18 protein-coding genes and 1 pseudogene are annotated in these 18,089 nt (G+C 72.3%); 10 read left to right on the forward strand and 9 right to left on the reverse strand.

The window, feature by feature from the left end; all coding sequences use genetic code 11:
* Positions 1-17: 17 nt before the first annotated feature.
* Complete coding sequence (locus tag OG505_RS00880) at positions 18-551, reverse strand: SRPBCC family protein (RefSeq protein WP_405430276.1); 534 nt, start codon at positions 549-551, stop codon at positions 18-20.
* Positions 552-863 carry an ArsR/SmtB family transcription factor gene (locus OG505_RS00885; protein ID WP_405430277.1) on the reverse strand — a complete coding sequence of 104 codons (312 nt, stop codon included), beginning with the start codon at positions 861-863 and terminating at the stop codon, positions 552-554.
* A 98-nt stretch (positions 864-961) separates the two neighbouring features.
* Between OG505_RS00885 and OG505_RS00890 the strand changes: the two genes are divergently transcribed.
* Positions 962-1,891, forward strand: coding sequence for an LLM class F420-dependent oxidoreductase (locus OG505_RS00890; protein WP_405430278.1), 930 nt, complete (start codon positions 962-964; stop codon positions 1,889-1,891).
* A 22-nt stretch (positions 1,892-1,913) separates the two neighbouring features.
* Here OG505_RS00890 and OG505_RS00895 read toward each other — a convergent pair whose 3' ends face one another.
* Positions 1,914-2,336 (reverse strand): hypothetical protein, encoded by a 423-nt coding sequence (locus OG505_RS00895; RefSeq protein ID WP_405430280.1) that lies wholly within the window; start codon positions 2,334-2,336, stop codon positions 1,914-1,916.
* A 101-nt stretch (positions 2,337-2,437) separates the two neighbouring features.
* Here OG505_RS00895 and OG505_RS00900 point away from each other — a divergent pair, with 101 nt between their 5' ends.
* Positions 2,438-3,208 (forward strand): hypothetical protein, encoded by a 771-nt coding sequence (locus OG505_RS00900; protein ID WP_405430281.1) that lies wholly within the window; start codon positions 2,438-2,440, stop codon positions 3,206-3,208.
* Entirely contained in the window at positions 3,205-4,482 is a 1,278-nt protein-coding gene (locus OG505_RS00905; protein WP_405430282.1) for an FAD-binding protein, read from the forward strand. The genes OG505_RS00900 and OG505_RS00905 overlap by 4 nt, the downstream gene beginning before the upstream one ends.
* Here the strand turns inward: OG505_RS00905 and OG505_RS00910 are convergent.
* Positions 4,467-5,612, reverse strand: a complete 1,146-nt coding sequence (locus tag OG505_RS00910; RefSeq protein ID WP_405430283.1) for a site-2 protease family protein — start codon at positions 5,610-5,612, stop codon at positions 4,467-4,469. The genes OG505_RS00905 and OG505_RS00910 overlap by 16 nt on opposite strands.
* Positions 5,613-5,924: 312 nt before the next feature.
* Here OG505_RS00910 and OG505_RS00915 point away from each other — a divergent pair, with 312 nt between their 5' ends.
* Complete coding sequence (locus tag OG505_RS00915) at positions 5,925-6,485, forward strand: hypothetical protein (RefSeq protein WP_405430284.1); 561 nt, start codon at positions 5,925-5,927, stop codon at positions 6,483-6,485.
* A 91-nt stretch (positions 6,486-6,576) separates the two neighbouring features.
* On the forward strand, positions 6,577-9,843 hold the full coding sequence (locus OG505_RS00920) for a DEAD/DEAH box helicase (protein WP_405430285.1): 3,267 nt from the start codon (positions 6,577-6,579) through the stop codon (positions 9,841-9,843).
* 21 nt (positions 9,844-9,864) lie between these two features.
* Here OG505_RS00920 and OG505_RS00925 read toward each other — a convergent pair whose 3' ends face one another.
* Together OG505_RS00925 and OG505_RS00930 are read right to left on the reverse strand one after the other, a co-directional pair.
* Positions 9,865-10,284: a PIN domain nuclease gene (locus tag OG505_RS00925; RefSeq protein ID WP_405430286.1), complete on the reverse strand. Its 420-nt coding sequence runs from the start codon at positions 10,282-10,284 to the stop codon at positions 9,865-9,867.
* Positions 10,281-10,490, reverse strand: a complete 210-nt coding sequence (locus tag OG505_RS00930; RefSeq protein WP_357951042.1) for a type II toxin-antitoxin system VapB family antitoxin — start codon at positions 10,488-10,490, stop codon at positions 10,281-10,283. Before OG505_RS00930 ends, OG505_RS00925 begins: the two co-directional genes overlap by 4 nt.
* A 129-nt stretch (positions 10,491-10,619) precedes the next feature.
* On the opposite strand from OG505_RS00930, the pseudogene OG505_RS00935 reads away from it, so the two are divergent.
* Positions 10,620-10,883: pseudogene (locus OG505_RS00935) on the forward strand (S9 family peptidase); the annotation flags it as partial.
* 174 nt (positions 10,884-11,057) lie between these two features.
* Here the strand turns inward: OG505_RS00935 and OG505_RS00940 are convergent.
* Positions 11,058-11,912, reverse strand: a complete 855-nt coding sequence (locus OG505_RS00940) for an alpha/beta hydrolase (RefSeq protein ID WP_405430288.1) — start codon at positions 11,910-11,912, stop codon at positions 11,058-11,060.
* A gap of 182 nt (positions 11,913-12,094) precedes the next feature.
* On the opposite strand from OG505_RS00940, the gene OG505_RS00945 reads away from it, so the two are divergent.
* From OG505_RS00945 to OG505_RS00960, 4 genes are read left to right on the forward strand one after another with little or no spacing between them, the layout of a single operon-like run.
* Complete coding sequence (locus OG505_RS00945; RefSeq protein WP_405430289.1) at positions 12,095-12,994, forward strand: ABC transporter ATP-binding protein; 900 nt, start codon at positions 12,095-12,097, stop codon at positions 12,992-12,994.
* 1 nt (position 12,995) lies between these two features.
* Positions 12,996-13,811: an ABC transporter permease gene (locus tag OG505_RS00950; RefSeq protein WP_355135165.1), complete on the forward strand. Its 816-nt coding sequence runs from the start codon at positions 12,996-12,998 to the stop codon at positions 13,809-13,811.
* Between the two features lie 26 nt (positions 13,812-13,837).
* Positions 13,838-14,968: a sensor histidine kinase gene (locus tag OG505_RS00955; RefSeq protein WP_405430291.1), complete on the forward strand. Its 1,131-nt coding sequence runs from the start codon at positions 13,838-13,840 to the stop codon at positions 14,966-14,968.
* Positions 14,965-15,597: a response regulator transcription factor gene (locus tag OG505_RS00960; protein ID WP_357575108.1), complete on the forward strand. Its 633-nt coding sequence runs from the start codon at positions 14,965-14,967 to the stop codon at positions 15,595-15,597. The genes OG505_RS00955 and OG505_RS00960 overlap by 4 nt, the downstream gene beginning before the upstream one ends.
* Positions 15,598-15,607: 10 nt before the next feature.
* On the opposite strand, the gene OG505_RS00965 is transcribed toward OG505_RS00960, so the two are convergent.
* Complete coding sequence (locus OG505_RS00965; RefSeq protein WP_405430292.1) at positions 15,608-16,519, reverse strand: L,D-transpeptidase; 912 nt, start codon at positions 16,517-16,519, stop codon at positions 15,608-15,610.
* A gap of 76 nt (positions 16,520-16,595) precedes the next feature.
* The gene (locus OG505_RS00970) at positions 16,596-18,041 is read right to left on the reverse strand and encodes an alpha-amylase family protein (RefSeq protein WP_405430293.1); all 1,446 of its coding nucleotides are present in this window, start codon (positions 18,039-18,041) and stop codon (positions 16,596-16,598) included.
* Positions 18,042-18,089 lie beyond the last annotated feature (48 nt).

Consider the following 18,089-nt stretch of genomic DNA (forward strand, 5'->3'; position numbering starts at 1 on the left):
GGTCCCGGCGTCGTCGGTCAGTCCGCCGCGCCAAACCGCTCGGCGTACGTGTCGCGCAGCTCGGCCCAGCCGAAGTCCTTGGCCTCGGCGCCCCGGATCGGGCCGACCGGGTCGCCGTCGAGCAGCCGGTCGGCCACGTCGAGGCAGAGGTGCCAGCCGGCCGCGACCATCGGCAGCATGCCCCGCTCGGCGACGCTGTGCCGCAGGGTGAGCCGGGTTCCGGCGCCCAGCGGGCTCAGCTCCCAGCGCAGCAGGTCGTCCCCCCAGGTGTACTCCAGCAGGTGTGGCGGCTCGGCCCGGCGTACCGTCGCCGGTTGCTCCGCGGTGGTCTCGCCGTCGACCAGGGTGAGCACGGCGGCGCCGGGGTCACCGAGGTTCCGGTCGGCGAGGAACGGGGCCCACTGGGCGAGCTGTGCGGGGTCGGTCAGCGCCGCCCACACGGTGGCCGGCGGGTGCCGCAGGTCACGGACGAAGACCAGAACGGCGCCGCCGTCGGTGGACTCGGCGCGCACCTCGGCGGGTGGGCTCGGGCGGAATGCGTCGCGGTTCATTCACTGCTCCTGACTGTCGAGGTGCCGTTCGAGGGCGTCCAGGTGCCGCGTCCAGAGCCGGCGGTACGGGTCGAGCCAGCCGTCCACCGCTCGCAGTGGGCCCGGCTCGAGGCGGTAGATCCGCTGCCGGGCCGCGGTCCGGCAGGAGACGAAGCCGGCCTCGCGGAGCACCCGCAGGTGCTTGGAGACGGCCGGCTGGCTGACCCCGAGCCCGTCGACCAGCTCGCCCACACTGCGGTCGGCGTCGCGGAGCGCGTCGAGGATCCGGCGTCGGGTGGGCTCGGCGAGGACGGTGAAGGCGTCGGTGGACACCTACCCAATATGTCTTCTCCGTCATATGTCTGTCAAGTTATATGAGGAGGCCGGGCGGTCCCGGAGCGGCACCGGGAATGGCTACCTATGCTCGGACCATGGAACTGCGGATCTTCACCGAGCCCCAGCAGGGCGCCACCTACGACCAGTTGCTCGCGGTGGCCCGCCGCGCCGAGGACGCCGGTTTCGGCGCGTTCTTCCGGTCCGACCACTACCTCAAGATGGGCGGGGTGAGCGGCGATCCCGGCCCCACCGACGCGTGGACCACCCTCGCCGGCCTGTCCCGGGACACCAGCCGCATCCGGCTCGGCACGCTGATGACCGCCGCGACCTTCCGGCTCCCCGGCCCGCTGGCGATCACCGTGGCGCAGGTCGACCAGATGAGCGGCGGCCGGGTGGAGCTGGGCATCGGCACCGGCTGGTACGCCGACGAACACACCGCGTACGGCATTCCGTTCCCGGCCCTCGGCGAGCGGTTCGACCGGCTCCAGGAGCAGCTCGCGGTCATCACCGGGTTGTGGTCCACCCCGGCCGGGCAGCAATTCAGCCACGCTGGCCGGTACTACCCGGTCAGCGACTCCCCGGCCCTGCCCAAGCCGGTGCAGCAGCCCCGCCCGCCGATCCTGCTCGGCGGGATGGGCCCGAAGCGCACGCCCCGGCTGGCCGCCCGCTACGCCGACGAGTTCAACCTGCCGTTCGCCTCGACGGCCGACTCCGCGGCGCAGTTCGAGCGGGTGCGCGCGGCGTGCGTCGAGATCGGTCGGGACCCGGGCGACCTGGTCTGGTCCAACGCCCTGGTGCTGTGCTGCGGGCGCAACGACGCCGAGGTGACCCGCCGGGCCGCCGCCATCGGCCGCGAGCCGGACGAGCTGCGGGCCAACGGTCTCGCCGGCACGCCCGACGAGATCCTGGACACCATCGGCCGGTACGCGAAGATCGGCAGCCAGCGGCTCTATCTCCAGGTGCTGGACCTGACCGACCTGGACCATCTCGACCTCGTCGCCAGCGAGGTGATGGCGAACCTCTGAGCCCCGGTTGCCGGCCGTCGCGTCAGGCGCGGTGGTGGGCGTGGCGGCCCGGATCGCGCAGCACGGTGTCCAGCCGGCCGTCGCGGTCGCTGTCCACATAGGTGATGTCCGGTACGCCGTCACCGTCCACGTCGATCTGGACGATGTCGGCGAGGCCGTCGCCGTCGAGGTCGGTGACCACCTCGACCGACCCGTCCAGGTGGCGCGTCACGATCGACCGTGAGCCGCCGCCGGGCTCGCGCGGCGGCGGACCGGGCGACGGTACGGGCGTCGGCGCGGGCGCGGGGGCGGGTGTCGGACGAGGGCCGGGCGTGGGCGACGGGTGGCTCGACAACCGGGCGCCCGGCGGAACGCTGGCCGGTTCGACCGCGCTGCCGGTCGGGTCCAGCTCCTCCTCCGACGGGAAGACGTCGCCCCGCGGGGCCGGATCACGGTAGCTGCTCATGGGCGTAGGGTTCCCCGACGATGGCGAGAACAACCGTGCCCGATCGTCCGGTGTCCGTGGCGGCCGGTCTGTCGGAGGATGCTGGGACCGACGCCACGGTCATGAACGGGGGTCCGAGCGTGGAGCTGCGCCGGAGCCGGGGGGCCCGGATGCTCGCCCTGGCGTGCGTACTCGGTGGGGTGCTCTTGTTGGTCTACCCCAGCGACGGCGCCCTGCTACGGATGATCGTGGCCGTGGGCGCGATCGCGCTCGGCGCGGTGGCGCTGGTCAGCGCGCTGCGGCCGTTCCGCTTCGGGATCACCCCGCAAGGGCTCAGCATCCGGCGGCCCGGCCTGCGCCGGGAGATCCGGTGGGCCGAGGTCGACGCGCTGGTCCTCGACGAGCCGCCCCGCCGCGACGGCTACTCGACGCCGCCGCGCCTGCTGCTGGTGCCCGCCCCGGGTGTGGCGTTCGAGCCGGTCACCGCCCGTCACCCGATCGACGGTCGGCCGGCCGTCGAGCTGCTCGTCTTCGACCAGGTCCGGGAGCAACCCGAGCAGGTGGCCGAGGCGCTCGCGCGCTGCGCCGGGGACCGGTTCGTCGACCTGCTCGCCCTGCGCCGCGCCGCCTTCGCGGCCCCGGACCTCCCGGTCGGCCTGCGTGGCTACCAGATGGATCGGGTCGACCGGTTGATCCGGCGTGGCCAGGACGCCCTGATGTCCGGGGACGCGGCGACCCGGCAGGCGGCCCGGGGCGAGATCGAGCGCGCCAGGGCCGCCGGTCTGCCGATCGCCCAACGCGGCTACCACACGTACCAGGCGGATGCGGTTCTGGACGCCCTCGTCGCCGCGTTGGCCGACCACCAGTCCACCGATCGGGAGACCGCCCCATGACCGCGCAGGGACAGCATCTGACGTCGAGCACCGACGTGCCACGCCGCAACTGGGCCGGCAACGTGCGCTACGCCGCGCGGGAGTTCCACCGCCCCACCACCGTCGACGAGGTGCGCCGGCTGGTCGCCGGCAGCTCCCGGATCCGCGCGGTGGGCAGCGGACACTCCTTCAACCGCTTCGGCGACACCACGGGGGATCTGGTCTCGCTCGCCGGCCTGCCCCCGACGATCGAGATCGACCGCGAGCGCGGGCGGGTCACCGTCGCCGGCGCGCTGCGCTACGGCGACGTCGCCCGGCACCTGCACAGCCAGGGGTACGCGTTGGCCAACCTCGCCTCGCTGCCGCACATCTCGGTCGCCGGCGCGGTGGCCACCGCCACCCACGGCTCCGGCCCCACCCACGGCAACCTGGCCACCTCGGTAGCCGCCCTGGAGCTGGTCACCGCCGACGGGGACCTGACGTCCGTGGACCGCGACACCGACGGCGACACGTTCGCCGGCATGGTGGTCGGGCTCGGCGCGTTCGGCCTGGTCACCCGGGTCACCCTGGATCTGGTGCCGGCGTTCGAGCTGCGCCAGTACGTGCGCCTCGACCTGAGCGTCGAGGCGCTGGACGAGGCGTTCGACTCGGCGTACAGCGTGAGCGTGTTCACCGACTGGCGTACCCCGCGCCTGCGGGAGGTGTGGCGCAAGCAGCTCGCGGACCAGCCGCCGCCGGAGGCGGACTGGCTCGGCACCACGGCCGCCGACCAGCCGCGACACCCGGTGCTCGGCATGCCGGCGGAGAACTGCACCCCGCAGCTCGGCGTGCCGGGCCCGTGGCACGAGCGGTTGCCGCACTTCAAGCTCGGCTTCACCCCGAGCAGCGGCGACGAACTCCAGTCCGAGTACCACCTGCCGCGTACGGCGGCGGCCGGGGCGCTCGCCGCGCTGGCCGAGGTGGCGCACCTGATCGCCCCGGTCCTGCACGTGTGCGAGCTGCGGACGGTGGCGGCCGACGAGCTGTGGCTCAGCCCGAACCACCAGCGGGACAGCTTCGTCGTCCACTTCACCTGGGTCGACGACGCCGACGCGGTGCTGCCGGTGCTGGCCGAGGTGGAGGACCGCCTGGCGCCGTTCGCGCCCCGCCCGCACTGGGGCAAGGTCTTCGTCACCGCCCCGACCGAGCTGGCCGCCCGCTACCCCCGCCACGCCGACTTCGCCGCCCTGCTGACCCGCCTGGACCCGACCGGCACGTTCCGCACCGACCTGCTGGACCGCTACTTTCCCCGCTGACCGGCCGGGATGCGCAGGCTGCCGCGCTGGACGGCACGGCTGATGTCGCTGGGGGAGACGATGCCGGTGAGCAGACCGTCGTCGCTCACCACCAGAGCGCGGCCGTCGGCGCACTCGCTGAGCCGGGGGAGCAGGTCGTTGAGCTGTTCTCCCGGCCGCGCGAGGACCAGCTGGTCGGCCCGGCAGGCCACCTCGGCCAGCGTGGTCGACGCCCGCCGGTCGGCCGGTACGCCCCGCACCCGGTCCAGGGTGACGAGGCCGGTCGGTCTGCCCTTTTCGATCAGCGGCAGCGCCGAGTGCCGGTACGCGAAGAGGTAGTGGTCCACGAAGTCGGCGACCGTCATGTCCGCCGAGGCGGTCTGCGGCTGCGGCGTCATCACGTCGGCGACCCGGATTCCGCGCAGCGCGTTTCCGGCGCGGGCCTGCCGCTCCTCCACCCCGGCGGCGCCGATCAGGAACCAGCCGATCAGCGCCAGCCAGAGCCCGCCGAAGCCGGCACCGGACAGGAACCGCCACAGCCCGAGGCCGATGAGCAGCGCGCCGAGCACCCAGCCGGCCCGAGCGGCCACCACCGAGGCTCGACTCCGGTCGCCGGTGGCCTTCCACACTGCGGCGCGCAGCAGCCGGCCACCGTCCAGCGGTGCGGCCGGCAGCACGTTGAAGACCGCCAGGAGCAGGTTGATGCCGGCCAGCCACGCGATCGCGCCGAAGAGCAGCCCACGCTGCCCGGCCAGCGCGAACAGCAACGCGATGACACCGAAGAACGCCCCGACCAGCAGGCTGACCAGCGGGCCGACCCCCGCGATCCGCAGCTCCGCGCCGGGGTCACGCGGCTCGCCCTTCAGCTCGGCCACCCCGCCGAACAGCCAGAGCGTGATGCTGTCGACGGTCAGCCCGTTGCGCTTGGCGACCACGGCGTGCGACACCTCGTGGGCGAGCAGGCCGACGAAGAAGACCACCGCCGCGGCCAGACCGGCGAGGGTGTACGCCACCGGCGAGCGGCCCGGGTACGAGCGGGGGAACTGGTTCGCGGCCAGCCCCCACGCGATCAGCGCGAAGATGACCAGAACGCTCCAGTTGACGCCGACCGGCACCCCCGCGATCCGGCCAAGCCGGAAACTTGCCCTCATCCCGGGCTCATACCCGCAGGTGGCGTCCTCATGCGGCCAGTTGGACGACGCAAGCGGCGGTTGACGCTGATCAGGCACCCGACCGGTGCCGCTGATCCGCAAGGCGGCGGAGCGGGAGTTTGCGGGACCTCCTCGACATCGTCAACTACCTTGACGGGCAGGGTGTCTGGCACCGGGACCTGAAGCCCGCGAACCTGGCAGCCCGGCCCCGCCCAAGGACAAGCAGCCGCACCTCTGCGTCTTCGACTTTTCGCTGTCGTCGATCCCGGCCGACCAGATCGGCGCGGGAACCGTGTCACCACCCACGCGCCGTTGCTCGGGTTGACCGGCGCGGATGAGGTGGGCGAGAAGCTCACCGCTGCCATCGACGGGCGAGCCTTCCTGGCGCTGTTGGCACCACTGCGCCGGCTGGGTCCGGCCCGACGGGCGCTGTTGGCACGGCTCCCGCTGATCGAGGTGGACGTCACCGCGATCATGCTGGGCCGGTTGCGCGCCTTGGGAATCCCGTGGGAGGCGATCGTGGCGGCCGACCTCGGCTCAGCTCTGGACGCCGACTTCCGCAGTCTGGTGGACCTGGTCCGGCACCAGGTGGTGCCAGCCGTCACCGACGCGATCGCTGTCGTCGACGGACCGGCGTTGATTACCGAGGCGGCGCCGTTGGCCCGCTACGGGCAGCTCGGCTTGCTCCAGGAGCTGGCCGATCCGACCAGACCTCGACCGGCGGCCCGGCTGCTGCTCGTGCCGGCGCGTCGACCTGATCCGGCGGTGCTGGACGGGGTGCAGTTGCCGCTGACCTCACCGGCCAGTCAGTCGCTGTGGCTCGCCGAGGACTGGCTAGAGTCGTCGGGTCGGGCGCCGTCGGCTATGGGTTGAGCGGCTCTCCGGTGCGGTGATGCTCGCCCTGTCGGCCGGCTGCGGGCGCTGGCAGGCCGACGGGAGCGATAATCCAGCGAAAGGTCGAGTCGTGGCGAAGCTCGCGTTGACGGTGTTCGAGGCCGCACTCTACGGGCTTGTCGGACCTCGGGTGTTCCTGCGCGCGCGCCAAGTGCTCGAGGACGGAGAGTTGCTGGACGTGCGGTGGGATCCGGCGGCCGGCCAGGGGCACGGGCGGCTCGGCAGCGGTGCCGGGCTGGTGGCGGCGACGGTACGGCTAGCGGCCGACGGCACGGTCGAGGCGTTTGACGGCACCTGTACTTGCGGGCAGGACGGCTGCGTCCACCCCGCCGCGCTGGTGCTGTCGGCGCTCGCCACGGCCACGCCCCGGAAACCCCGTCCGGCGCGGTCCACGCCGAGCTGGGAGCGGGCGGTCACCGCGTTGGTCCGGGACGTCGCACTGCCGCCGGCCGCAGTGGAATCCGAGCCGCCGGGTCTGGGTCTGCAGTTCGACGTCGTCTCTGTCGGGTCGGGCGACGCGGCGGACTTCCAGGTCGATCTGCGGCCGGTGCTGCCGGGCCGCACCGGCTGGGTGCGGTCCGGGATCAGCTGGTCGACGCTGGGCTACGCCTACTTCGGCCGGTCCGGGCAGACCGAGCGGCACCGGCGGCTGCTCGTCGAGATCGCCCGGCTGGCCAGCACGGACCCCTACCACTACTACGACGGCCAGCGACGGGCGCTCGCGCTGCACGAGTTCCCCAGCCGGAGGATCTGGGACCTGCTGGCAGAGGCGGACGAGACGGGTTTGCCACTGGTCCAGGCCGGCAAGCGTGCCGGGCCGGTCGTGCTGGGCCGTCCGGCCCGGCTCTCGGTGCAGGTCGGTCGGGTCGATGGAGAGCTGGTGCTGGCCCCGACGCTGTCGGCCGGCGGAGCGCCGATCCCCGTTTCGCGGGTACTCCTCGTCGGTGAGCCGGCGCACGGCGTAGCCGGAGTGGGGGAGTTGGGCGGCGGGCCGGATGCGCGCTCCGGCGGACCGGCGCTCTGGTTGGCGCCGCTGGCGGGGGCGTTGCAGCCGGGGATGGTAAGGGCGCTCGCTGGGCCGGCGATCCGGATTCCCGCTGCTGAGGAGGCGCAGTTCTTCGACCGTTTCTACCCCGAGCTCCTTCGCCAGGTGGAGGTGTTCGCCGCTGACCCGGCCGTTCAGCTTCCGACGGTGGGGCCGGCCAGCCTGACCGCAACGGTGAGCCCCGAGTCCGAGCACCGTCTGCGGGTGAGCTGGGAGTGGCACCGGGTCGTTGGTGGCCGGCGCCATTCCGAGCCGCTGCGGGACGGGTTGACCGCTGTCGCGGACGAGCGCCGTGCGGAGGCGCTGCGGCAGGTCGTCGACCTGGTTGCCAAGCCGGTACCCGAGCTGCTGGAGCCGTCCTCGACGGGCCCCCGGCTGGCGGCGTCGGTGAGTCTCACCGGCGACGCACTGATTCGCTTCGTCAATGACGTCGTGCCGCGACTGCCCGAGCTCGACGACGTGGAGCTGGTCACGTCGTCGGAGGGGGCGCTCACCGACTATCGGGAGACGCACACCGCGCCCACCATCACCTTCGCCGACGGCGGTGAGCCCGGCGAGCATGATTGGTTCGACCTGTCGGTACGGGTCACCGTCGGTGGGGAGCAGGTCGACTTCGCCGAGCTCTTCGCCGCGTTGGCGCAGGAGCAGCAGTACCTCATTCTGCCCAGCGGCACCTACTTCACGCTCGAACGACCGGAGTTCCAGCAGCTGCGGGACCTGATCGCCGAGTCCCGGGCACTCGTGGACGCCCCGCCCGGGGTGCTGCGGGTCGGCCGGTTCCAGGCCGGGCTCTGGGACGAGCTGGCCGAGCTGGGTGAGGTCATCGGCCAGGCCGGGGCCTGGCAACGGTCGGTACGCGCGCTCAGCGAGGCGGCGCCCACCGCCGAGCACCAGATCCCAGCAGGGGTACGAGCGCAGCTTCGCCCGTACCAGCGGGACGGGTTCCGTTGGCTCGCCACGCTGCACGATCACGGCCTGGGCGGTGTCCTCGCCGACGACATGGGGCTCGGCAAGACTCTGCAGACGCTGGCGCTGATCTGCCACGCGCGCGCCGAGGCGCCGTTCCTGGTGGTCGCCCCGGCCAGCGTCGTCGCCAACTGGGCGAGCGAGGCGGCCCGTTTCACGCCGGAGCTGGACGTCCGGGCGGTCACCCAGACCGTGGCACGGCGCGGCGTGCCCCTGGCTGAGGCGGTCGCCGGTGCGGACGTCGTGGTCACCTCGTACACGCTGTTCCGGCTGGAGTACGACGACTATCGCGCCCTCGACTGGGCCGGGCTGATCCTCGACGAGGCGCAGTTCGTCAAGAATTCGCAGTCCCAGGCGCACCGCTGCGCGAAGTTGCTGCCGGCCCCGTTCAAGCTGGCGATCACCGGCACGCCGATGGAGAACCACCTCGGCGAGCTGTGGGCGCTCTGCTCGATCACCGCACCCGGGCTGTTGCCCCGCGCCGAGCGGTTCACCGAGTATTACCGCAACCCGATCGAGAAGGAGCGGGACGCGGAGCGGCTCGCCCAGCTGCGCCGTCGGATCCGGCCGCTGATGCTGCGCCGGCGCAAGGCGGACGTGGCGGCCGACCTGCCGGCCAAGCAGGAGCAGGTCATCGAGGTTGAGCTGGACCGCCGGCACCGTCGGGTCTATCAGGCGTACCTGCAGCGGGAGCGGCAGAAGGTCCTGGGTCTCCTCGGTGATCTGGAGAAGAACCGCTTCGAGATCTTCCGGTCGTTGACGCTGCTCCGGCAGGCGAGCCTCGACGTGGCGCTGGTCGACCCGACACACCAGAACGTGCCGGCGACGAAGCTGGACGTGCTGACCGAACGGATCGTCAGTCTGGTCGCCGAGGGGCACCGCAGCCTGGTGTTCAGCCAGTTCACCCGCTTCCTCGGCGCGGCCCGGCAGCGCCTGGAGGCGGCCGGGGTCATGTGCAGTTACCTGGACGGGACCACCCGGGACCGGGCTGCCGTCATCGACGGCTTCAAGAGCGGCGACAACCCGGTCTTCCTGATCAGCCTCAAGGCCGGTGGCTTCGGCCTCAACCTCACCGAGGCCGACTACTGCCTGCTGCTCGACCCGTGGTGGAACCCGGCCGCGGAAAACCAGGCGGTCGACCGGACGCACCGCCTCGGCCAGACCCGCAACGTCATGGTCTACCGGCTGGTTGCCAAGGACACCATCGAGGAGAAGGTGATGGCGTTGCAGGCCCGGAAGGCGGAGCTCTTCAGCAGCGTCCTGGACGGTGGTGAGTTCGCTTCCGCGCAGTTCACCGCCGCCGACATCAAGAGCCTGCTGGAGTGAGCGGCACTGCCCAACATGCGCTCAGTCGGCGGTGCCGGCGGGAACGACCCAGGCGGTGGGCTGCCCGGTGATCGCGGTGATCAGGTCGAAGTCGCCGTCGTAGTGCAGGACGGTGACTCCGTGTCGCTCGGCGGTTGCGGCGATCAGCAGATCCGCCATCGACAGGGCCCGGTGGTTGCCCTTGTGCAACGCCTGCACCTGGACGTCAACCGCCCGGTCCCAGACCTCGTCGGGCATCGCCAGCCAGCGGAAGCCGCTCAACAGCCAGCGGGCGCGCTGCGCGTCCTTGGCGGTGCGTGCGCTGTGGATGACCTCGATCTCGACCGCTCCGCACACCGCGAGCAGCCCTCGATCGGACAGTTCGCCGAGCACCGGAGCCACACTGCGCTTGGGCCAGCGGGCGAGGGCAGACTTGTCCAACAGGAAATGCTCGTGACTCACGCTGCGTCCGGCTCGGCCGTCTCGACGGGACCCGTCAAATCGGGCAGCCCTCCGCTCTTGAGCCAGTCGGCGAACTGTCGCCGCTTCTCCCGGTCGACGACAGCCTTGAGTGCGGCGTTGACGGTTGCCTTCTTCGTCGTGGTGCCAAGGATCTTGCCGGCCTCGGCGAGTAGTTCGTCATCGACATCAAGGATCGTCCGGCTCACGGGTGCCTCCTCTGGTGGGCGATCATCGCCGATGATATCAATCCGGCAGGTATTTGATATCAGGCTCGCTGAGTCGCCAAGCTGACGTCTGAATGTGGACGCGGCTCACCCGTCGGGATAGTTGCGAGGGTGGCGAGGCTGACCGATGAGGGCGATGACCCGTACCTCTGGCTGGAGGAACTTGATGATGCGGACGCCGCCGGGTGGGTACGGGACCGCAACGCGGAGACAATCACGGCGTTGACCGGCGATGAGACGTTCGCCGGTCTGCGGGCGGAGATCCGGCAGGTGCTCGATGCCGACGAGCGCATTCCCTATCCGGGCTGGTGCGGGGACGGCTTTTACTACAACTTCTGGCGCGACGGGACGCATCCGCGTGGGGTCTGGCGGCGGACGGCGCTCGATCAGTACCACCGTTCCGAGCCGTCCTCCTGGGCCGTCCGACCCTCAGTGAGGTTGTCGGCCCGGTGGAACGATTCGACGGCAACAGCATCTGCCTTCGGGAGGATGTCACGCCATCGGTGTTGGACGAACATGTCCGCCTTGTCGTGCACTGACAAGCCCTGTTCAGCGGCGAGGGCTTTCGCTGGCGATTGTTGCCTCGCGGGGCAGCGCCGCCGCGCGCAGCGCCCAGTCCAGGGCGTAGTCGGCGACCTCCTCCCAGCCGGGCGCCCCGACGGTGAAGTGCGACCGGCCGGGGAACTCCTCGTACGCGGTGAGCGCCCGGGACTTCTGGTAGAGCCCCGCGTTGGTGCGGACCACCGTCGCCGGCACCACGTGGTCCTCTCCGCCCGCCATCAACAGCAGCGGCGCGCGGTCGTCGCGTCCGGTGTCGACGCGGGCGGGTGAGCGCGGGTCGAGGTTGGCGAAGGCGCCCTCGAAGAACACCCGACCGGCCCCGGGGACGGCGTAGCGCTGCCAGGCCCGGTCGGAGTCCTCCCGGCTCATCGTGTTGCCGAACGTGTAGGCGAAGTCGTCCGGGGTGAACGGGACAGCTTTGCTCCGGTTGGCGGGACTGCGCAGGATCGGGAAGCCGGAGCGCAGCTGACTCAGCGGCACCTTGAGCACCCCCTTGATCGCCGCCGGATGCACCCCCACCACCGCCGCGCCGAGGCCCCGGTCGGCGAGGACCTGGGCGAACAGGCCGCCGAACGAGTGCCCCATGATGATCGGCGGTCGGGGCAGGGCCCGGATGATCCGGTCGTAGTGGGCGACGATCGTGGCCATGCTCTGCTCGGCGATCGGGCTGGGGTCGTCGCGCAACTGCTCCACCGACCGGTCCATGCCCGGCCAGGCGGGGGCGATGACGTGCATCCCGCGCTCGGTGAACCGCTCGATCCACCCCTGCCAGCTGCGCGAGGTCATCCAGAGTCCGTGGATCAGCACGACCGTGTCGACCCGGCCCTGCGGCGTGGCACCCATCGTGTCCTCCCGGTGTCGCGGCGTCCGGCCGCGCGCTTACCCGCTGCCGCGCCGGGAATTCCTCCCACTGCGGCGCGCACACGGGGTCGGTGGGTGCGGCGCATGGCCCCTGACAAATGTCACGGCCGGAACGTGACGGCTGCTCCGGGAGCCGACGTCCGCGACGCCCGAGCATCTATGGCATGACCAGTACGCATCCGGCCGTCGAGCTGAACGGCCTCACCAAGACCTTCGGTACGGTCACCGCGGTCGACGGGCTGAGCCTGCGGGTGCAGCCCGGCGAGGTGGTGGCGTTCCTCGGCCCCAACGGGGCGGGCAAGACCACCACCATCGACATGCTGCTCGGCCTGGCCCGCCCGGACGCGGGCACGGTCCGCGTCCTGGGCGGCACCGCCGACGACGCGGTGGCCCGGGGTCGGATCGCCGCCGTACTCCAGACCGGCGGGCTGCTCAAGGACCTCACCGTCGGCGAGACCGTGCGGATGACCGCCCACCTCTACCGGCACACCCGCCCGGCCGCCGAGGTGTTGGAGCGCGCCGGCATCGCCGACATCGCCGACCGGATCGTGGGGCGGTGCTCCGGCGGTCAGCAGCAGCGGCTGCGTTTCGCGCTGGCCCTGCTGCCCGACCCGGACCTGATGGTGCTCGACGAGCCGACCACGGGAATGGACGTCGAGGGCCGCCGGGACTTCTGGCAGGCCCTGCGTCGCGACGCCCGCGACGGCAGGACGGTCATCTTCGCCACCCACTACCTGGACGAGGCGGACGCGTACGCCGACCGGATCGTGCTGGTCCGACAGGGACGGATCGTCGCCGACGGCACCACCGCGGAGATCAAGAACCTGGCCGCCGGCCGTACGGTGCGGGCCACCCTGCCCGGCGCGGACCAGGCCGCGCTCGCCGCGCTGCCCGGCGTGGACGCCGTGGAGGTCCGCGGCGACAGCGTGCTGGTGCGTACCGGCGACTCGGACGCGATCGCCCGTCACCTGCTCACCCGGACCGCCGCCCGGGACGTGGAGATCACCTCCCGCAATCTCGAGGACGCCTTCCTCGCCCTGACCACCGAGCACCTCGGAGCCTGAGATGTCGACCCTGCCGGCCACCCCCGCCGCCACCCGCACCGACCGTCCCACCCAGCCCGACCGCCGGCTGCCCGCAATGGGCGGCTTCGCCCCGGCCGTCCTCGGCATCGAGCTGCGCCGGGTGCTGCGCAACCGCCGCACCCTCGCCTTCACGCTGATCATGCCGGCTGTCTTCTTCCTCATCTTCGGCCTGCCGCAGCGGGGGCAGACGCTGGACAACGGCCGACCCGTGACGGCGTACGTCATGATCAGCCTCGCCGTGTACGCGGCGATGGTGGCGACCACCAGCGCGGGCGGCGCGGTGGCCACCGAGCGGGCGTTGGGCTGGAGCCGGCAGCTGCGGCTCACCCCGCTGCGCCCGACCGCCTACGTGGCGACGAAGGTGGCCACCGCGATGACCCTCGGCCTGATCGCGGTCGTCATCGAGTTCGTGGTGGGCGCCGCGGCCGGCGTCCGCCTCCCGCTGGACGTCTGGCTGCTGTCCGGGCTCGCCGCGTGGCTCGGCTCGCTGGTCTTCGCCGCGTTCGGTCTGTTCATCGGCTACCTGGTGCCGGCCGAGAACGTCATGCAGTTCATCGGGCCGATCCTGGCCGTGCTGGCCATGTTCGGCGGGCTGTTCGTGCCGGTCGAGGTGCTGCCGCACGTGCTCCAGCAGGCCGCGAAGTTCACCCCGGTGTACGGCATGGGTGAGCTGGCCCGCGCCCCGCTGACGGGCGACGGGGTGAGCATGGCCGGGGTGGCCAACATGGTCTTCTGGACCGTGGCTTTCGGCGTCGGCGCGGCCCGGCTGTTCCGCCGGGACACCGCTCGGGTCTGACCGCCGCGACCGCTAGCGTGGAGCCGATGGACCTTCCGACGGGGCAGCCCCAGCCGATGAACCGCCACTGGCGGTACATCGGCTGGCTGCTGGCCGCCGTATGGCTGTTCTTCCTCAACGTGCCGATCTCCACCGCGCTGCAGCAGCCGGAGCCGTGGCGGCGGGTCGTCGGGGTGACCGCCCTCGTCGTCTTCGGTCTGGGCTACGTGCTGCTGTTCCAGTGGGCCCGCCGGCTGCGCCAGCTGCTGCTGCCGATCCCGGCGGGGCGGGCCCGGGTGGGCCTGCTGGTGCTGCTCGCGGTGGGCCTGGCCAGCATCCCGGGCACCGACGGGGACTGGCTGGCGACCCTGGTCTACGTGGCCGCGGCCGGGGTGTTCCTGCTGCCGCCGTGGGAGGCGGCGGCCACCGTGGTGCTCTGCGCCGTGACTCCCGCGCTGGCGTCCTGGCTGGTGCCGGGCTGGGAGGCGGAGAACGGCATCGTCTTCGCGGTGCTGCTCGCGTCGTTCGCCATGTTCGGCGTGTCCCGGCTGGCCCAGCGCAACAGCGAGTTGCAGGCCGCGCAGCAGGAGATCGGCCGGCTCGCGGTCGCCGAGGAACGGGCCCGCGCCGCGCGCGACCTGCACGACATTCTCGGGCACTCGCTGACCGTGGTGGCGATCAAGGCCGAGCTGGCCGGGCGGCTGATCGAGGTCGACACTGTCCGGGCGGCCGCCGAGATCGCCGAGGTGGAGAAGCTGGCGCGGGCGGCGCTGGCCGATGTGCGGCAGACCGTCGGGGCGTACCGCGAGGTCACCCTCGCCGGTGAGCTGGCCGGCGCGCGGTCCGCCCTCGCCGCGGCGGGCATCGCGGCCCAGGTGCCGGCCGAGGTGCCGGAGCTGCCGCCCGAGTGGGACCGGTTGTTCGGGTGGACGGTGCGTGAAGGGGTGACCAATGTGGTCCGGCACAGCGGGGCGCGGTGCTGCACGATCCAGGTGCGCCCGGACGGCGTCGAGGTCGGCGACGACGGCCGGGGGCCGTCCACTCCCGATGCCACCGGATACGGGCTGGTCGGTCTGCGGGAGCGGGCCCGCCGGTTGGATGCCGTGGTGACGGTGGGTCGGCGGCGGGACGGCACCGGCTTCCTGCTGCGGGTGCACGCCCCGGTGGCGGCCCGGTGAGCGGCTCATCGACGCCGATCCGGCTGCTGCTCGCCGACGACCAGGCGCTGGTGCGGGGCGCGCTGGCCGCGCTGCTGTCGCTGGAACCGGACCTGACCGTGGTGGCCGAGGTCGGCCGGGGCGACGAGGTGGTGCCCGCGGCCCTTAAGCACCCGCCCGACGTGGCCCTGCTGGACGTGGAGATGCCCGGCCTGGACGGGATCGCCGCCACCGCCGCGTTGCGGGTGGCGCTGCCGGCCTGCCGGGTGCTGGTGGTGACCACGTTCGGTCGGCCCGGCTACCTGCGTCGCGCCATGGAGGCCGGCGCGAACGGCTTCGTGGTCAAGGACACTCCGGCCCGGCAGCTCGCCGACGCGGTCCGTCGGGTGCACGCGGGCCTGCGGGTGGTCGACCCGACGCTGGCGGCGGAGACCCTGGCCACCGGGGCGAGCCCGCTGACCGAGCGGGAGACCGAGGTGCTGCGGGCGGCCCGCGCCGGTGGCACGGTCGCCGAGCTGGCGAAGGCGCTGCACCTGTCCGAGGGGACGGTGCGCAACCACCTGTCCGCGGCGATCGGCAAGACCGGCGCCCGCAACCGGGCTGCGGCCGTGCGCATCGCCGAGCAGAACGGCTGGCTGCTCGGCGACTGAGCGGCCCCGCTCAGGCGGTCGACGGTGGGGTGGCGAGCTGGTCGACCACCACCAGGCTGGTGCCGGGTCGGACCTCGGCGAGCAGTTTCCGCTGGCCGCTGGGGGTGACCCGGATGCAGCCATTGGTCGTGTTCTCGCCCAGTTCGTCGTCGTTGTACCAGGTGTGCAGGCCGATGTGCGCGCCGCGCAGCCCGGTGGGCACCGCCTCCGGGTCGTCGGGGACCGAGCCGAGGGCGTAGATGTCCACCCCGCCGTAGACCTCCCCGGGTGGCGGGGTGCGGCCCAGGACGAAGGTCCGCCCGAGCGGCGTCTCCTGCCCGGACTGGCCGAGGCTCGTCTCCCAGGAGCGCACCGCCTTGCCGGCCCGGTACCAGGTGAGCCGGTGCACCTTGCGCTCCACCACGATCTGGTCGCGCAGCGCCACGGTGTCGAACCCGCCGGGCGCCAGCCAGGCCAGGCGCCGGTTGGCCGAGGGCAGCAGGACGGCCGCCCAGCCAACCCGCCGTTCGGCGATCGGCATGGTCAGCTCGACACCGGCGAGCGTCGGGTCGAAAAAGGCCAGCGGCCGTCCGCCGGGCGCGTCGTACGCGGCGATCCGCCGGGTCGGGTGCACGCCCTCGGTCAGGGGCGTGACGTCCATCGTGGCCGGGTCGGCGGGAAAACCCCTGGGCGCCGGGTCGTAGTCGAGCACCGGCAGACCGTCCGGTGCGGGCGCGGCCGGCGGGACCGACTCCTGCGGGCGCTGCTCGACGCTGCTCGGCGTCGGGTCGGCTGCCGCCACGTTCCGACTGTCGGGGGCCGTCGAGCGGGGGGTGAGAGCCTGGCCGACCAGCAGCGCGGCGGCCAGCAGCACGAGTACGGCGATGCCGGCGGCGATCCAGCCGGCCCGGCGGCGGTACGGGGACATTCGGTCAAACGGCACCAAACCACTTTATGGCGGTGGACGGTCCGGGGCCCCCGGTTCGGCGATACGCGCCGGCCGGAGGCCCCGGGGTCGGTCAGACCCGTGCGCCGATGTGGATGGCCACCGCGTCGTGCGCCGGCACGTTCGCGGCGAACCAGCCGTTACCGTCCACGGTGATCACCGGTCCGCTGCACGTGCCGCCCGCGTACGTGCCGTGGATGACGTCGCAGTACCGGCCGGCGGGCAGCCCGGTGTAGTACGAGCGACCGTTCACGGCGGCGTCCTCGTCGTTGAGCGTGACGAAGCCCTTGCCGCTGCGGCTGAAGGCGATGTGGTTGTTGCCGTTGTCGTACCAGTTGGCCACGCCCGCGCCCTCGGTGGCGTTGCGGAAGCCGACCATGTTGGCGATCACCGGCCAGCGGTGCTCGCACTCCCAGCCGGAGTAGCAGGCGGTGTTCAGCGTCTTGTTGTTGCCGTCCGAGGGCGGGCCGGCGTCGCGGTTGCTGAAGGTGTAGCTGGACATGACGGTCGGCGAGCCGTACGGCCAGGCCAGCATGAAGGCGTTGGCGAGGGCGTAGATCCCCCGGTCGCGGTAGGTCAGCACCCCGCTGCTGTCCCGCTGGGTGTCGTGGTTGTCCACGAACACCGCGGCCGACCCGGTGGGCAGGTGCCCCCAGCCCTCGCCGAAGTTCTTCAGGTACGCGAGCCGCTCGGAGCGGAAGACCCGGGCCAGGTCCTTGCCGTAGCGGAACTCGTGCACATCACCGTTGCCGGTGTACTCGGTCGGCTGGACCGGCTCCCCGGCGCCGTAGATGACCTCCTGCACCAGGTACGCCGAGCGGGACAGCTTGGCCTTGATCGCGGCGATGTCGGCGGCCGGCATGTGCTTGCTGGCGTCCAACCGGAAGCCGTCCACGCCGAGCGAGAGCAGGTCGTTGAGGTACGACGCGATCTTCGTCCGGACGTAGTCCGACTCGGTCTTGAGGTCCGACAGGTTGACCAGCTCGCAGTTCTGCACCTCGTACCGGTCGTTGTAGTTGGCGATGTCGTCGCCGCCGTTGCGCCCGCAGTGGTGGAAGTCCTGGGTCTGGTAGATGCCCGGGTAGTCGTAGTGCGAGTACGACGAGCCGGCCCAGCCGGTGCCGCCGTTGTCCTGTCCGGACATGTGGTTGATCACGGCGTCGACGAGCACCTGCACGCCGGCTGCGTGACAGGTGTTGACCATCGACTGGAACTGGGCCCGGGTGCCCTTGCGGGACTCGATCCGGTAGCTGACCGGCTGGTACGCCAGCCACCACTGGTTGCCCCGCACGTGCTCCTGCGGGGGCGAGACCTGGACGTAGCCGTAGCCCTTCGGGCCGAGTGTGCTCTGGCACTCGCTGGCCACCGAGGGCCAGTTCCACTCGAAGAGCTGGACGATGACCTTCTTGGCGCCGGACGGGCTGGCGGCGGCCGGGGGTGCCGTCGCGGTGAGGGGGACGAGCAGGCTGGCGACCAGGCCGAGGGCGAGGATCGCCGAGCCGCGTCGACGTCGGTGCATCGGGACTCCTGACGGGAGCGGGGGTGGGGGTGGAGGTGCGGCGGGGGA

Origin of the sequence: Micromonospora sp. NBC_00617, from assembly GCF_045161355.1 — a bacterium.
In the GTDB taxonomy this organism is placed as follows: Bacteria; Actinomycetota; Actinomycetes; order Mycobacteriales; family Micromonosporaceae; genus Micromonospora.

Bases quoted from the DNA above. Each gene is read 5' to 3' on its own strand.
- OG505_RS00880 (WP_405430276.1), bottom strand. From the start codon at position 551: ATGAACCGCGACGCATTCCGCCCGAGCCCACCCGCCGAGGTGCGCGCC.
- OG505_RS00910 (WP_405430283.1), bottom strand. From the start codon at position 5,612: ATGAGGGCAAGTTTCCGGCTTGGCCGGATCGCGGGGGTGCCGGTCGGC.
- OG505_RS00945 (WP_405430289.1), top strand. From the start codon at position 12,095: ATGACCAGTACGCATCCGGCCGTCGAGCTGAACGGCCTCACCAAGACC.
- OG505_RS00890 (WP_405430278.1), top strand. From the start codon at position 962: ATGGAACTGCGGATCTTCACCGAGCCCCAGCAGGGCGCCACCTACGAC.
- OG505_RS00905 (WP_405430282.1), top strand. From the start codon at position 3,205: ATGACCGCGCAGGGACAGCATCTGACGTCGAGCACCGACGTGCCACGC.
- OG505_RS00950 (WP_355135165.1), top strand. From the start codon at position 12,996: ATGTCGACCCTGCCGGCCACCCCCGCCGCCACCCGCACCGACCGTCCC.
- OG505_RS00940 (WP_405430288.1), bottom strand. From the start codon at position 11,912: ATGGGTGCCACGCCGCAGGGCCGGGTCGACACGGTCGTGCTGATCCAC.
- OG505_RS00900 (WP_405430281.1), top strand. From the start codon at position 2,438: ATGAACGGGGGTCCGAGCGTGGAGCTGCGCCGGAGCCGGGGGGCCCGG.
- OG505_RS00955 (WP_405430291.1), top strand. From the start codon at position 13,838: ATGGACCTTCCGACGGGGCAGCCCCAGCCGATGAACCGCCACTGGCGG.
- OG505_RS00970 (WP_405430293.1), bottom strand. From the start codon at position 18,041: ATGCACCGACGTCGACGCGGCTCGGCGATCCTCGCCCTCGGCCTGGTC.
- OG505_RS00895 (WP_405430280.1), bottom strand. From the start codon at position 2,336: ATGAGCAGCTACCGTGATCCGGCCCCGCGGGGCGACGTCTTCCCGTCG.